Genomic DNA, 13,628 nt, shown 5'->3' with positions numbered 1-13,628 from the left:
AATGACCAACACGACGAAACACGGCGGGGCGGCGTTCCGTGCGCCTGTGGAAACCGACCGCCTCAAGGCTTTGCTGTTGCAGACCATCTGCGGGGATTATCGCGCCGAAGCTGAGGCATCTGAAACGCTCCGCGCGCTGTTCCCCGACTTGATCCGGGAAGTCCTTGCCGCCCGAGGTGCCGCATGAAAACGATGACCATTCCTGAGTTTCACGCGGCACTCAAGGCGCAGAACGTCGAGCGCGCTGACCTTGCGCTTGTCTGCCCTGTTTGTGGCACGGTCCAAAGCGCCCGCGATCTGATCGCGGCTGGCGCGGGGCTCAACTTTGAGGACGTTGAACGCTATCTCGGCTTTTCGTGCGTCGGTCGCTGGACCGATGCTGGACCGGCACGGAAGAATCCGGACGGTAAGCCATGCAACTGGACACTCGGCGGCCTTTTCCAGTTGCACCGACTGGAAGTGGTGGACGATGACGGATCGCGGCATCCGCGCTTTGAAGTCGCCACCCCGGAACAGGCCCAGCAACACGCACTGGAGTTCGCAAAACTGGTGGGTGCCGCATGACCGCGATCAGCACCGAGGAACTGGCGGGGCTGCGCGCAATTCGTGACCGCCTCGGCCGGCACGGCGACCTGTTCATGCGCCTGAGCGGTTTTTACCGGATAGGCCCTGATGGCCCGGTCGAGCCGGAGTTTGGATACCGTGATGTTCGCGACAGCGGGTTTCGCCAGCCGATCCAGGTAGAAGCCGCACAGGCATTGGCCGATGTGTCCGCCCGTGTGCTGGAGCTTGAGGCGGCGAACGCGAAGCTGCGGAACGCGTTAGTCTCGGTTCTGGACGACATGAAAGGATACAATCTCGTCGGCGGTCATGCCTATGCGTCCGCCCGCGCCGCCCTGAACCAGACAGGGGGTGCGACGTGAGCGAGCCAGATCTCAAGAGCTGCCCCGCCTGCAATGGCCGCGGCTATCACCGTTGCGACTGCTGGCCCGGCGACTGCATCTGCGGTTTCGGCGACGAGACGTGCGACGAATGCAATGGCGAGGGCGTGATCGATCCGTCCTACGACGATTTCGAGGATTTCCCCCATGACCACTAACCCGCCCCGCGACGATGCGCCGAACCCGCTCAAAATGGGCGGGTGGGGGCCGATGGAATCCGACCCGAAGTCGGTGTGCAACTGGTGGCTCCCGCCGCAGCATCCCCTCGCTGTCATCTGCAAGGCAGAGACCGAGGAAGCAGCACAAGCCATTGCTGATGCCCTCAATGGCCGCGCCGACACCCCCGCCCGCGCAGGTATGGGGGCGTTTGACGAACGCAAGCTGCATGACCTCTGGACGATGGGAAACGCCCGCATGTCGTTCGAAAAGTTCAAGGAGCGCATCCTCGCCGCGCTGCTGCCGACCGAGGCAGGGGCTGTGCAGCGCATTGATGGCTGCGATGAGTTGATCGCCCGCCTCAAAGGTAACGTCCACTCGCCCGCCGCGCCCACGGACACGGCGCTGGTGGAGGCGGCGAAAATCGTCAAACGTGCTGCGGAAGACATGCTGAGTGAGAAAGTCCAATGGCGTCTGGACCCAGCATATCTGATTGCACTTGCAGACGCCGCCCTTGCCAGCCGTGCAGCCCCGACCGAGGGGCAGCACCCTGACGACATTGCCGTGAACCGCTTTGCCTACGCAATGAAGATCAAACTCTCGCGGAAGCGTGCTGAGGGTCGCGGCGGATGGGAAGGGCCGACCTGTTCTGCTGAACTGCTGTCTCAGCTTCTGCGCGAGCATGTCGAAAAAGGCGACCCAGTGGACGTGGGCAACCTTGCCATGATGCTGCATCAGCGCGGGGAGAGGATCATTACTGGCACCAACCCGCCCGAGGCGCAGGTGACGGTCGCGGAGGATAAAGCTGCGGCGGCTTTGATCCCCGTATTCGAGAAGCTGCATCGGGATTGGGCGGTATCGAAAGGCCGCGATCCAGAGGAATATTCAAGCAACTATTCCATGACGGTCGCCGCCCTGCGCGCTCTGGCTGGGGGTGCGGGATGAAAAAACTGGACCCCACTGGCAAAGAGGTCAACGCCTTCATGGAAGCAATGGGGCATCCGTCTCGTTTCCAGACCGGCGACGACATACGGAATATCTTGGGCCTCGTGATACAAGCCGCGCTCGCCCGCGTGGATGCGCTGACCAAGGAGAGGGATTTTGAGCAGTCCTCGCGCTTGACGTCAGAAAGTCAGATGGGCGTGGAGATTGACCGCCTGATCCGCGAACGTGACGCTGCCATCAAGGAGCGGAACCAGTGGTGCATCGACTATAACGCCCTGACCACCCGCTTCGATGATTTGACTGACAAGCTTGCCGCGTCCGGTGCCGTGGCAGAGGCGATGCGGGTGAAAATCGAGGCACTGCGCACCGACCCGTCATCCAGCATCATGCAGGACGCTTATTGGGCTAAGACGTGGGATGCATGCATTGATCGTGTCCTTGAACTGATCCCCACCGACGCAGCCGCCGCGCTGGCCGAGCATGATAAGCGAGTTCGGGAAAAAGAGCGGGCGGAAATCGTGGCGATACTTGACCATTGCTGTGGCGATGAAGGTCTGCAACCGGCAACTGGCTGGACGGATACGTTTATTGCCGCGTGGAACACTGGCGGGCTGGATCACCTGTTCGCCGCCAAAGCCGCCATCCTCGTGCGGAAGGAGGGGTAATGGGAACCATCGAGAAGCGTCTCAAGCCGATGTATTTTGCCCCCACCAAGCGGCAGCATTACGCCAGCATGAGCGCAGCAGCGAGAGCAGAAGCCAACACGCTGATGTTCGAAAAGTATCCGAGCTACGGGAATGAGCCTTTTTGGGCTGAGAATGAGCGGCTGTGCCGGGTCAGGGATAGGCTGATGCAGCGGATCATTCGCCGAAGCCGTCTGGCTATCGCGCGGAAGGAGGACACCGACCATGACCACCGCTGACCCAACCGACTACATCTCCGAGGCTATCACCGAGCATTGGGGCGAGCGGTGCAGAACCAAGGACACCGACGACTTTCCCGATATTGTTGATAATCCTGGTCGTTGCGGATGCTGTGCTGCGTGGGAGCAGTATGACGCCCTCGAAGCCGCCAAGCGCGAGAATGCACGGCTCAAGGCGCACATCGTCGCCAGCTGCCGCTGGTGTCGAGGCACGGGCATCTCCGGCGGTAGCGGAGGAACCGGAAATGCGAAGGTGACGCTGTGGAAATGCTATCACGGACTGCCGGAAGTTTTCGGAGCCGCCCTCGCCACCGACCAGAAGGGAGGGGAGACGGATGTCTAAGTTCTGGCCGCTTCTGCTGCTGACGCCAGCAGTGATAATTGTCAGCCTAATTTTGCTGCTGAATTGGCAACTCAACCGGCTTGACCGGGTGTATCTGCCAGAACCACCAGCCCAGCAGGCAAAGGAGGAGTGATGGGGAAGCACGAACTGACCTTCGCGCCCTACATGCTTTCGACCCATGACGCCGCCGCCTATCTTGGCGTCTCGGAGACGACGCTACGTGGCCTGCCGATTCCGCGCAAGATGCACGGGGCGCGGCGGCTTTACCTGCGGGCCGACCTGGAGGCATATGCGAAGGATCTGCCCTATGAGGGCGACCAGATCGACGCAGAGGAGCGCGAGCGTTGCGACAATCTGTTCCGGGGCCAATGCTGAGGGGCATCAGGCGCCAGAAGCGCGGCGAACGGATCGTGCGCTATCACCGCGCCACCGGCGTTCGCCTGCCGGACGATATCCCTGAGACGCACCCTGATTTTGTCACTGCATGGGCGATGGCAGAAGCTTCTGCCAAGACGATGCCAAAACCCGCGAAGACAATGGGCGCAAAAGGGACGATTGCCTATGCTGTCATGCGCATGAAGGCGGCACCGTCTTGGGGGGAAGTCTCTGCCAACTACCGCAAGCGCCTGACGCGCCACGGCGATCAGATCGCGCAATCCTATGGCACCGTCCGCATCAAGATCGTGACGCGCCGGAACATCGAGGATGACATAGCGCGCCTGACCCCGGACGTGGGGAATGAGCGTCTCAAAGCATGGCGCTGGCTGTTCAAGCAGGCCATGGATGATGGGGAGACAGTCGCAGACCCGTCGCAGGGCATCAGGAAGCGCACCACCAAATCCGAGGGATTCCTTGTCTGGACCGACGAGGATGTGGCCGCGTTCCGTGCCCGCTGGAAGATCGGCACCGTTGCGCGGGCCTGCTTCGAACTGGTCTGCTGGACCGGCGCGCGGACAAATGACGCAGTAACGCTGTCCCGTTCGCACATTGGCTCCGACGGCGTGCTGACGTTTCGCCAATCCAAGACGGGCGGCCTGGCTCATGTGCCGTGGACATGCGCGCTGCCGGAATGGGCAGAGGCATGGTCAGCCGAGCGCGATCAGGTCATGCAAGCGTTGCAATGTCTGTCCGGGGGCTTCACCTTCTTGGAGGTGAATGGCCGGGTCCGAGGGTTCAAAGGTCTGGGGAAGATCATAGCAAGCGGCGCGCGGTCCTGTGGCCTTGCCGAGAAAACGGCCCACGGTCTGCGCAAATACCGCCTGACCGCCATCGCCGAAGCTGGCGGATCCACTCACGCGCTTATGGCGTGGGGCGGGCATAAGACGCTGGAAGAAGTCGCCCATTACACCCGCGCAGCCGAAATGAAGCGGCTGATCAGCGGAACGGAACAAAAACGGACCGGAGTATCAACCCGATCCTAGCCTGTATCATATCGTGCAACCAATTGTATTTACGCGCATAAACTCGATTGGGTAATCCCTACCAGGGATCGCCCCCGCCCAGAACCGCACGGGCCATCAGCACCCGCTGCGGCTGGATCCCGGCATCCGCCGCAAAATCCAGCACGCGCTGATCCTGCTCCAGCAGAAAATCCAGTACGAATTGCGCGAATTCCGGACGCCCCGCCATGCGGCGCAGCCCGGCCACGTCCGTTCCCGACTGCGCCAGCAGGGCCGAGACAAGCTCGGCATCCCCGGCGATATGGCTGAACCCAGCATCGGCGATGTCGCGGGCCTCGGATGGTGTCATGCGCGTGTCGTCTTTCTCGGCTTTTCCGGAGGACCGGAAACGATTCCTTAATCTTTGCGGCGGCAAGATGCGCGCAAGGGCAAGAGGTGTAAAGCAGGCAGATGAACGTAGCTGGACGCATTCTGGTCGCAGACGGCGCACCGAAGACGCGGATCAAGATGAAGGCGCGGCTCAGTTCCGCCTGCTACGACGTCACCGCCGCCGGTTCGGGGGTCGAGGCGCTTCGCATGGCCGCATTGGTCCAGCCGCAACTGGTGCTGATCGGCACCAGCCTGCCCGACATGACCGGCGCCCAGCTCTGCGCCCAGTTCCGCACCCAGTTGGACGGAGCCGAGATTCCGGTCCTGGTCCAGGTTCAGGGTCCGCAGCGCATCGCCGCGCTGCAGGCCGGGGCCTCGGCACTGATCGACGGCATGGACGACGACCTGACGCCTTTCGCCCGTATCCGCGGCCTGATGCGGGGTGACGGCCAGTCGGACCGCGGCGGCATCGGCACGCATCCCGATTTTGGAATGGCCGAACCGGTGGCCGAGTTCCGCCATGATACGCGGCCCAGGGCGGTCTTCGTGGCCGGGCAGCCGGCCATCGCGCTTGGCTGGCAATTCTCGCTGCGGGACAGGCTGGATTTTTCGATCTCGATCAGCGACCCGGACCGTGCCCTGTCGCAAGCGGCGCGGGGCCACGTGCCCGACCTTTACCTGATCGCGGGGGACATCCAGCAGCCGGGCGACGGGCTGCGCTTGTTGTCCGAACTACGCTCTCGGCCGATGTCGCGGGATGCGGGCTTCGTCGTCGCGCTTCGTCCCGATCGGGCTGACCTGACCGCGATGGCGCTCGACCTGGGGGCGGGCGATGTCCTGACCTCGGACCTGACGCAGCCCACCGCAGCGATCGAGGCAGCGATCCGGATCGAAGGGCAACTGGGCCGCAAGCTGGCCTGTGACCGCAAGCGCGAGGAAACGCGACGCAACATGCGGTGGGCGATGACGGATCCGCTGACCGGGCTTCACAACCGTCGCCACGCATTGCCCCGCCTGGCCGAGCTTTTCGCCAACTCGCTTCGCCACGGAGGCGGGCTTGCCGTCATGTTGCTGGATCTTGACCGGTTCAAGCTGGTGAACGACCTGCACGGCCACGCGGCAGGCGATGCCGTCCTGCAGGCCGTCGCCCATCGCATGACCGCCAGCCTGCCCCCCGATGCCCTGATCGCCCGGATGGGAGGAGAGGAGTTTTTGGTCGTTCTGCCCGATTGCGACGCCCAGACCGCTCATTTGCTGGCCGAGGATGTGCGTCGTGCCATTGCGGCGCCTGCCATTCCCCTCCCCCCGGAATCCGGCACGGGCGCATTGTCGATCACGATCTCGGCCGGGATCGCTGCATTCGATCGCGGCCCTGCGTCGGCGAACGACCTTGACAGCGCGCTGCTGCTGGCGCGGGCGGATCGCGCACTTCTCAGCGCGAAATCGTCGGGCCGGAACCGGATCGTGGTCGCGCCCGCTGCCCTTGCCGCCTGAGGCCCTGCGACATTCGGACCGCTTTCATTTCGGGCCATGGCACCCTAAATAGGGCGGGAACGGAAAAGGAATGTGCGAATGTCCGGACACACTGCATATCCCACCACCGACAGGCCGCTGAAGCCTGCCCTGCTGCGCGGGGCGATGCGGCGTTGCCCGGCCTGCGGCCAGGGCCCCCTGTTTCACGGTTATCTGACCGTCCGCGACCATTGCGATCAATGCGGCGAAGATCTGTCCCATCAGCGTGCCGATGACGGGCCGGCTTACCTGACGATCCTGCTGGTCTCGCATCTGGGCGCGCCGCTGTTGCTGGCGATCTATATCGCCTTCCGCCCCTCGGCGATGGCGATGCTGATCGGCTTCGGACTGGGGGCGATCATCCTGTCTCTGGCTTTGCTGCCGGTGATCAAGGGGGGCTTTGTCGGCTTCCAATGGGCGCGCCGGATGCATGGCTTTGGCGACGCCCCCCCGTCGCGGGCCGAACCGGTCCATCGCGAAAAGGTTCCCGCCGCGTGACGGACGCCCCCGCCGACACACCGATCCGGGACGCCGCGACGGTGATCGTCCTTGACCGCAGTAGCCCGAACGGCCCGACGGTCTTGATGGGGCAGCGGGGATCCGGTGCGGCCTTCATGCCCTCGAAATATGTATTCCCGGGCGGCGCTGTCGATGCAGCGGATGCAGATGTGCGCTTTTCGGCACCGTCAGATCCTTCGCAACACCACCGTCTTGCGGCCGAACCGGCCCGGGATCCGGCTCCCACCCCCGAAAGCCTGCTGGCCGCCGCCCTTCGCGAACTGGCCGAGGAAACGGGAATGCTGACTGGCGCTGCTGGTCCCGCACCCGAAGGCTGGGACCATTACGCGCGCGCCGGACTAAGCCCGGATCCCGCTGCGCTGATCTTTCTGTTCCGCGCCATCACGCCGCCGGGCCGGACCCGGCGTTACGACGCGCGGTTCTTTCTGCTGGACGCAACCCGTCTGCACGGCGACCGCAACGATTTCAGCGCCGCCTGTGATGAGCTTTCGCACCTGCACTGGGTCCCCCTTGATGAGGCACGCGCACTGGACCTGCCCTTCATCACCGAGGTGGTGATGGCCGAAGTCGCGGCGATTGCCCGCACTCCGGCCCAGCTGGCCCCGCCCGAGGCCGTGCCCTTCTTCGACAATCGCGCGCGCGAGCCGCGTTTCCTGCGAATCCGCTAGGATTCAGCGCCCCGAAAATTTCGGCCGGCGCTTTTGCAGGAACGCCCCGACGCCCTCGGCGAAGTCCGCCGTCGCGGCCATGCGCGCCTGTAGCCGGGCTTCGACCGCAAGCTGTGCCTCGATCCCGTTCGACGCGGATTCAAGGACGGCCTCGCGGATTGCAAGATAGGATTGCGTCGGACCCTGCGCCAGCATTGCCGCCCTTTCGGCGACGCGGGATTCGAACTCGGCATCCGCGACGGCTTCCCAGATCAGGCCCCAATCCGCAGCCTGACGCGCACTGACCGGCTCGGCAAAGAACATCATGCCCTTGGCTCGCGCCGTTCCCACCGCGCGCGGAACGATGAATGTCCCGCCCGCGTCTGGGATTAGGCCGATGCGGCTGAAGGCCTGCACGAAACTGGCGCTTTCCGTCGCGATCACGATGTCCGTGGCCAGCGCAAGGTTCGCCCCCGCCCCGGCAGCCACCCCGTTCACCGCAGCAATCACCGGCACCGGAGCCGAGGTGATCGCCTTCAGCATGGGTTCGTATTCTTCGCGCAGGATACGCTCGACATCCATGCCTGCGGATGCATCGGTCAGATCCTGCCCCGAACAGAAAGCGCGTCCGGTCCCGGTCAGCACGACGCAGCGCGTGCCAGGGGGCAAAGCGGTCAGCGCGGCCGCGATCTCAAAGCGCATCCGGCTGTTCAGCGCGTTCATGACCTCGGGCCGGTTCAACGCGACCCGGGTGATATCATCCTGATGCAAAACGGTAATGGTCTGATAGGTCATGCGTCCTCCGCTGGCTTGGCGGCATCCTGACCGCAGTGGAGGGCCCGGAAAAGCGCGACCTCGCGTCAGTCGCGCATCAGTCTGTCCAGCCGTGCGCTTTCCTCGGGGTCCAGCGCCTCCTCATCGGGTTCGCCACGCCTGCGCGAGCCGATGAAGCGCCACGCGACCAGCAGGGCCAGCAGCGCCATGACGGGTCCAGCAAGATACAGCACCCAGTTGATCCCGCGCGCCCGCGGCTCGAACAGGACATATTCGCCGAAGCGATCGACGACCGCATCCAGCGCTTCGGTGTCGCTGTCGCCCGCGACCAGCCGCTCGCGCAGGTAAAGCCTCAGATCCCGGCTGATCGGCGCGTTGGATTCGTCTATCGTCTCGCCCTGGCAGACCGGACAGCGCAGGACCTGCGAGATCTCCCTTGCCCGCGCCTCAAGCGCAGGGTCGGACAGCATTTCGTCCGGCTGAACCGCAAGGGCGGGCGTCGCGACCAGCAGCGACAGGCAAAGCAGCAGAAAGCGCATCCCCCCTACTCCGCGGGGCCGGCAAGCGGCGCAAGCCCGCTGCGTGCGCCGGCGGCCACGCGATAGCGGCGGTCGGACAGGCTGACAAGCCCGCCAAGCGCCATGAAGAAGGCGCCCAGCCAGATCCAGCTTGCGAAGGGTTTGACATAGCTGCGCACCGCCCAGCCCCCACCCTTTTGCGGATCCCCGATGACCAGATACAGGTCGCGGAACAACCCGTTCTGGATCGCGGCCTCGGTCGTGGGCATACCCTGGACTGGGTACAGCCGCTTTTCGGGGTAAAGCACGGCGACGGACTGCCCGTTGCGGGTCACGCTCATTCTGGCGATGGTCGCGTCATAGTTGGGGCCAGGCCGGCCCTCGACCGATTCAAGGGTGATGTCATAGCCACCGACATTGAAGGTCTCACCGACCTGAGCCACGCGGATATCCTCGACCTGCCAGGCCATCAGCAGGCTGACGCCGATGAATGTGACCCCAAGCCCAGCATGAGAGATCGCCTTGCCCCAGTCCGCGCGCGGCAGACGCCACAGGCGCTGCAGGCCTGACTTGCCCGTGCGCAACCACAGATCCATTGCCGCGCCCACGATAAGCCACGACCCCAACGCCGCACCGATCACCGCCAGCGCGGAATTCCCCGTGGACAGCGCATAAACCAACCCAGCCACTGCCAGCGCCAAGACCAGCGGGGCGCGCAGCGACGGCAGCACCTTTTCCAGTCGCCCTCGCTTCCACGGCAGAATGGCTCCCAAAGGCAGAACCAAGGCCAGCACGATCATGAAGGGCGTAAAGGCCTTTTCGAAGAAGGGCGGACCAACCGACAGCTTGCGATCCCACAGCATTTCGGCCACCAGCGGCCAGATCGTCCCGATGAAGACTACGAAGGCCGCGACCGCCAGCAGGATGTTGTTGAGCACAAGCGCGCCCTCCCGCGATACGGGAGAGAAGGCGCTTTTCGACTGCATCGCTCCTGCGCGGAACGAATACAGCACCAGCGCTCCACCAACAAATACCGCCAAAATCGCCAGGATGAAGACGCCTCGTTTCGGGTCATTGGCAAAGCTGTGGACCGAAGTGATGACGCCAGAGCGCACGATGAATGTGCCGATCAGCGAAAAACCGAAGGCCATGATCGCCAGCAGGATAGTCCAGCTTTTCAGCACCTCGCGCTTTTCGACGACGATGGCCGAATGCAGCAGCGCGCCCGCCAGAAGCCAGGGCATGAAGCTGGCATTCTCAACCGGATCCCAGAACCAGAAGCCGCCCCAACCCAGTTCGTAATAGGCCCACCACGACCCAAGCGCGATGCCGATGGTCAGAAAGATCCAGGCGGCCAGGGTCCAGGGCCGCACCCAGCGCGCCCAGGCGGCATCCACCCTGCCCTCGATCAGGGCGGCGACGGCAAAGCTGAAAGCCATCGAAAGCCCGACATAGCCGAGGTACAGGAACGGCGGATGGAAGGCGAGACCGGGGTCCTGCAACAGCGGGTTCAGGTCACGCCCGTCGAACGGAGCATTCTCAAGCCGCAGGAACGGGTTCGAGGTGAACAGGATGAACGCCAGGAACGCCGCGCCGATCGCGCCCTGGACAGACAGCACCCGCGCCCGCAGCCGGGGGGGCAGATGGACGTCGAACACAGCCGCCGCCGCGCCGAACAGCGCAAGGATCATCACCCATAGCAGCATCGACCCTTCGTGATTGCCCCAGACGCCCGAGATCTTGTAGATCATCGGCTTCGCGGTATGCGAATTCTCATAGACGAGACGCACCGAAAAATCCGAGTTAACGAAAGCAAGTGTCAGCGCGACAAAGGAAATCGCGATCAGCCCGAACTGGGCCAGTGCGGCCGGACGGGCGCTTTCGATCCAGCCGGTCCAACCACGAGCCGCACCGATGAACGGAACCGTCATCTGGAACACGGCTACGGCAAAGGCAAGGATCAGGGCAAAATGGCCGATTTCCGCGTTCATTGGTTCCTCCGGACAGGTTGGCGGAGGATAACGATCTCAGCCCGGGCAGGCCAGCCCTTGCAGCCACCCGGGCGATCACAGCCTGGCTAGTTTCGGCCGTAGGACTGCGCCCAATCCCTCAGCGCAGCATTATCCGCGAAATCCCCAGAATTTGCGGTTGTCAGTGAGGGCGGCGATCCCTGCCCGGTGTCGGGCCCCGCGGGGGTCTTGCTGCCCGGCCGTGGCCGGGCGCGAAAGTAATGCGCCTCTCTTGCGCCGAAATAGAAACTGATGATTGCGCCAAGCAGCCACCACAGCGGTTCCGGGACAAGGTTGAGGTTCGTCATCCGCAATCCGAACCCCACCGGCTCAACCATCGCATAGACGAAAAGCGCCAGCGTTCCCATGGTCAGGACCGGGCGCGGCAGCCGGTTCAGTCTGTCAACGAACCCGTCGAACCATGTCCGGGGCTTGGGTGGAGTAAAATCTACGGCGCACAGGCTGCATGACACCACCTCGTCATCTGCCCCCGTCTGCCGCGCCGCGCCTTCGCACAGGATCTCTGCCACGCCACTTGCGGCATTCGCCACCACTGCGGCGGTGCCGTTGCTTCCCAGCACCCGCTCGATCATGCCCATGCCGCGGTCCTTTTCTGATGTTCCGCCAGCGTCAGGTGATACCTGGCCGAGACGAACTCTTCGGCGCGCAGGATCCAGCCACCCTTGCCGCCGGACGCGGTGCGGGCATATTTGCGGCTGGCCGGTCGCGCATCCGCCAGCGCGTAATAGTAATTGCGGCGGGCGATCCCGTAGGCATCGGGCAGATAGCCGGCGGCAGCAACATCGGCACGACGGGCGGCATCGCTGGTGCGCGGCCCGACGATGCCGTCATCCGTGGCCGCAAACCCCATCCGGCTCAGCAACCGTTGCAGGATGCGCACGGCATTCGATCCGGCATTCACATACATGTCGAAAACCGGCGCCTGCACCGATTGCGGCAGATCACCCAGGCGCGGCGTGCGGAAATAATGCTCAACAAAAATCCGCTGGGCATCTGATCTGGTCAGCGCCTTCACATCGGCATTGTTGACCCTTCCGTCACCCGTCCGGTCCATCCCCAATCGCTGCAATGTGGCCAGCGTCACGCCGTATTTCGTGGCCCCGCCGGGATCGTCGGGATCGTTCACATAACCGCCTTCGCGCGCAACGATTTCGGCTGCGATCTGGTCGATTGTCTTCATCTGGCGTCCCTTTCCACAAGCTGCGGAAAGGCTGGCGCCGGGCGGTTAACGTCTCGTTAACCCGACGCGCGTTGCGCCTAGCTGCTCGGATCCTCGTAGACGCCCTGCGCTTTCAGCGAGTCGATGACTTCGCGCGGCATATAGGTTTCGTCATGCTTCGCCAGGATCTCGGAAGCGACAAAGGTGTCACCCTCCATCTGGCCGGTCCCGATCATTCCCTGACCCTCTCCGAACAGGTCGGGCGGAACGCCGGTGAAACTGACGGGGACCGAGGCCCCGCCATCTGTCACTCGGAAGGTGACGGTTTCGCCCGCACCACGGACAAGGGTACCTTCTTCGACAAGCCCTCCAAGGCGGAAAACCTCACCGGGCCGTGGCGGGTTTTCGGTCATCTGGCTTGGCGCGCGGTAAAGGTTGATGCCATCGCGGAAGCCATAGCCGATCAGCCCGACCGCCAGTACCAGCGCGACCGCTGCGGCGACGAGGATCTGGATACGTCGCTTTTTCTTAAGCGATTTCATCAGACAACAACCATTTCTTCAGGCAGCTTCAAAGTGGATGGCCTGACGCATGAACTGTGTGGCCTTGCCCGAGACCCGTTCCGGATCGCCGGTGGTCAGGAAGCGTGAGACGGTGCCCGTCCCCCGGAATTCGGGTCGGCGCTTGAGGTAATCGTCAAGGCTTTCGGCCACCAGGTTCGCCTGAGAATAGACCTTGACCCGCTGCCCCAGCGCCTTCTGGAAGGCGGCCTGCACCAGCGGATAATGCGTGCAGCCAAGGATCGCGGCCTCTGGGACGGGCATCCGGCGCAGCAGCGCCTCGACATGGCTGGTCACAAGCGCCTCGGCCAGGATCTCGTCGCCCATTTCGATCGCATCGACGACACCGCCACAAGGCTGCGCCTCGACATCGACGCCGATGGCGCGGAAGGCAAGCTCGCGCTGGAAGGCGCGGCTGGCGACGGTCGCCGGCGTCGCGAACAGGGCGACGTGCTTCACCTCGACCTCGCGCGGGGGGGAGTTGTCGCCCCAGCGGCGCTCGGTCAGCGCCTCGATCATCGGGACGAAAACGCCCAGGACGCGCTTGTTCGGGGGCAGCCAGGTTTCCTGCATGCGCTTCAATGCGGCAGCCGAGGCCGTGTTGCAGGCCAGGATCACCAGGTCGCAACCTTCGGCCCAAAGCCGTTCGACGCCGGCGCAGGTCAGGTTGAAGATGTCGTCGGCATCGCGCACGCCATAGGGGGTGTGCTTGTTGTCGCCAAGATAGACCAGCGGCAGATCGGGCAACCGGGCGGCAATGGCGTCCAGCACCGTCAGACCACCAAGACCCGAATCGAATACGCCCACCGCCATGATCAGCCTCCTGCTTGCGA

General features: G+C 63.9%; 22 protein-coding genes. 14 read left to right on the top strand and 8 right to left on the bottom strand.

Annotation, left to right across the window (positions count from 1 at the left end):
* Position 1: 1 nt before the first annotated feature.
* The 11 genes from RM190_RS04790 to RM190_RS04740 are packed head-to-tail and all read left to right on the top strand — an operon-like array spanning position 2 to position 4,728.
* Positions 2-187, top strand: coding sequence for a hypothetical protein (locus RM190_RS04790; RefSeq protein WP_311758267.1), 186 nt, complete (start codon positions 2-4; stop codon positions 185-187).
* Positions 184-564: a VVA0879 family protein gene (locus RM190_RS04785; protein ID WP_311758266.1), complete on the top strand. Its 381-nt coding sequence runs from the start codon at positions 184-186 to the stop codon at positions 562-564. Before RM190_RS04790 ends, RM190_RS04785 begins: the two co-directional genes overlap by 4 nt.
* Positions 561-923 carry a hypothetical protein gene (locus RM190_RS04780; protein WP_311758265.1) on the top strand — a complete coding sequence of 121 codons (363 nt, stop codon included), beginning with the start codon at positions 561-563 and terminating at the stop codon, positions 921-923. The genes RM190_RS04785 and RM190_RS04780 overlap by 4 nt, the downstream gene beginning before the upstream one ends.
* Positions 920-1,099 (top strand): hypothetical protein, encoded by a 180-nt coding sequence (locus tag RM190_RS04775; RefSeq protein ID WP_311758264.1) that lies wholly within the window; start codon positions 920-922, stop codon positions 1,097-1,099. Before RM190_RS04780 ends, RM190_RS04775 begins: the two co-directional genes overlap by 4 nt.
* Positions 1,089-2,042, top strand: a complete 954-nt coding sequence (locus RM190_RS04770) for a hypothetical protein (RefSeq protein ID WP_311758263.1) — start codon at positions 1,089-1,091, stop codon at positions 2,040-2,042. The genes RM190_RS04775 and RM190_RS04770 overlap by 11 nt, the downstream gene beginning before the upstream one ends.
* Positions 2,039-2,707: a hypothetical protein gene (locus RM190_RS04765; RefSeq protein WP_311758262.1), complete on the top strand. Its 669-nt coding sequence runs from the start codon at positions 2,039-2,041 to the stop codon at positions 2,705-2,707. Before RM190_RS04770 ends, RM190_RS04765 begins: the two co-directional genes overlap by 4 nt.
* Positions 2,707-2,964, top strand: coding sequence for a hypothetical protein (locus RM190_RS04760; RefSeq protein ID WP_311758261.1), 258 nt, complete (start codon positions 2,707-2,709; stop codon positions 2,962-2,964). Before RM190_RS04765 ends, RM190_RS04760 begins: the two co-directional genes overlap by 1 nt.
* Positions 2,951-3,307, top strand: coding sequence for a hypothetical protein (locus RM190_RS04755; protein WP_311758260.1), 357 nt, complete (start codon positions 2,951-2,953; stop codon positions 3,305-3,307). Before RM190_RS04760 ends, RM190_RS04755 begins: the two co-directional genes overlap by 14 nt.
* Entirely contained in the window at positions 3,300-3,440 is a 141-nt protein-coding gene (locus RM190_RS04750) for a hypothetical protein (protein WP_311758259.1), read from the top strand. Before RM190_RS04755 ends, RM190_RS04750 begins: the two co-directional genes overlap by 8 nt.
* Entirely contained in the window at positions 3,440-3,682 is a 243-nt protein-coding gene (locus RM190_RS04745; RefSeq protein ID WP_311758258.1) for a helix-turn-helix domain-containing protein, read from the top strand. The genes RM190_RS04750 and RM190_RS04745 overlap by 1 nt, the downstream gene beginning before the upstream one ends.
* Positions 3,676-4,728: a tyrosine-type recombinase/integrase gene (locus RM190_RS04740; RefSeq protein WP_311758257.1), complete on the top strand. Its 1,053-nt coding sequence runs from the start codon at positions 3,676-3,678 to the stop codon at positions 4,726-4,728. The genes RM190_RS04745 and RM190_RS04740 overlap by 7 nt, the downstream gene beginning before the upstream one ends.
* 58 nt (positions 4,729-4,786) lie before the next feature.
* Here RM190_RS04740 and RM190_RS04735 read toward each other — a convergent pair whose 3' ends face one another.
* Positions 4,787-5,056: a DUF3572 domain-containing protein gene (locus RM190_RS04735; protein WP_311758256.1), complete on the bottom strand. Its 270-nt coding sequence runs from the start codon at positions 5,054-5,056 to the stop codon at positions 4,787-4,789.
* A gap of 101 nt (positions 5,057-5,157) precedes the next feature.
* Here RM190_RS04735 and RM190_RS04730 point away from each other — a divergent pair, with 101 nt between their 5' ends.
* From RM190_RS04730 to RM190_RS04720, 3 genes are all read left to right on the top strand, one after another.
* The gene (locus RM190_RS04730) at positions 5,158-6,570 is read left to right on the top strand and encodes a diguanylate cyclase domain-containing protein (RefSeq protein ID WP_311758255.1); all 1,413 of its coding nucleotides are present in this window, start codon (positions 5,158-5,160) and stop codon (positions 6,568-6,570) included.
* 78 nt (positions 6,571-6,648) lie between these two features.
* The gene (locus tag RM190_RS04725) at positions 6,649-7,086 is read left to right on the top strand and encodes a DUF983 domain-containing protein (protein ID WP_311758254.1); all 438 of its coding nucleotides are present in this window, start codon (positions 6,649-6,651) and stop codon (positions 7,084-7,086) included.
* Positions 7,083-7,775, top strand: coding sequence for an NUDIX domain-containing protein (locus tag RM190_RS04720; protein WP_311758253.1), 693 nt, complete (start codon positions 7,083-7,085; stop codon positions 7,773-7,775). Before RM190_RS04725 ends, RM190_RS04720 begins: the two co-directional genes overlap by 4 nt.
* A 3-nt stretch (positions 7,776-7,778) precedes the next feature.
* On the opposite strand, the gene RM190_RS04715 is transcribed toward RM190_RS04720, so the two are convergent.
* The 7 genes from RM190_RS04715 to RM190_RS04685 form a co-directional block, all read right to left on the bottom strand.
* Positions 7,779-8,549, bottom strand: a complete 771-nt coding sequence (locus RM190_RS04715; RefSeq protein ID WP_311758252.1) for an enoyl-CoA hydratase-related protein — start codon at positions 8,547-8,549, stop codon at positions 7,779-7,781.
* Between the two features lie 65 nt (positions 8,550-8,614).
* Complete coding sequence (locus tag RM190_RS04710; RefSeq protein WP_311758251.1) at positions 8,615-9,067, bottom strand: cytochrome c-type biogenesis protein; 453 nt, start codon at positions 9,065-9,067, stop codon at positions 8,615-8,617.
* Positions 9,068-9,072: 5 nt separating this feature from the next.
* The gene (locus tag RM190_RS04705; protein WP_311758250.1) at positions 9,073-11,037 is read right to left on the bottom strand and encodes a heme lyase CcmF/NrfE family subunit; all 1,965 of its coding nucleotides are present in this window, start codon (positions 11,035-11,037) and stop codon (positions 9,073-9,075) included.
* Between the two features lie 86 nt (positions 11,038-11,123).
* Entirely contained in the window at positions 11,124-11,654 is a 531-nt protein-coding gene (locus tag RM190_RS04700; RefSeq protein ID WP_311758249.1) for a holin family protein, read from the bottom strand.
* A complete protein-coding gene (locus RM190_RS04695) occupies positions 11,645-12,256 on the bottom strand; it encodes a holin-associated N-acetylmuramidase (RefSeq protein WP_311758248.1) in 612 nt (203 codons plus the stop codon). The genes RM190_RS04700 and RM190_RS04695 overlap by 10 nt, the downstream gene beginning before the upstream one ends.
* Before the next feature lie 77 nt (positions 12,257-12,333).
* Entirely contained in the window at positions 12,334-12,777 is a 444-nt protein-coding gene (ccmE, locus tag RM190_RS04690; protein ID WP_311758247.1) for a cytochrome c maturation protein CcmE, read from the bottom strand.
* An 18-nt stretch (positions 12,778-12,795) separates the two neighbouring features.
* Positions 12,796-13,608, bottom strand: coding sequence for a glutamate racemase (locus RM190_RS04685; RefSeq protein WP_311758246.1), 813 nt, complete (start codon positions 13,606-13,608; stop codon positions 12,796-12,798).
* Between the last annotated feature and the right edge of the window lie 20 nt (positions 13,609-13,628).

The organism is Paracoccus broussonetiae (assembly GCF_031854425.1).
In the GTDB taxonomy this organism is placed as follows: Bacteria; Pseudomonadota; Alphaproteobacteria; order Rhodobacterales; family Rhodobacteraceae; genus Paracoccus; species Paracoccus broussonetiae.
Note: the sequence above shows the minus strand (reverse complement) of the source record. Positions and strands in the feature narration are given on the sequence as shown.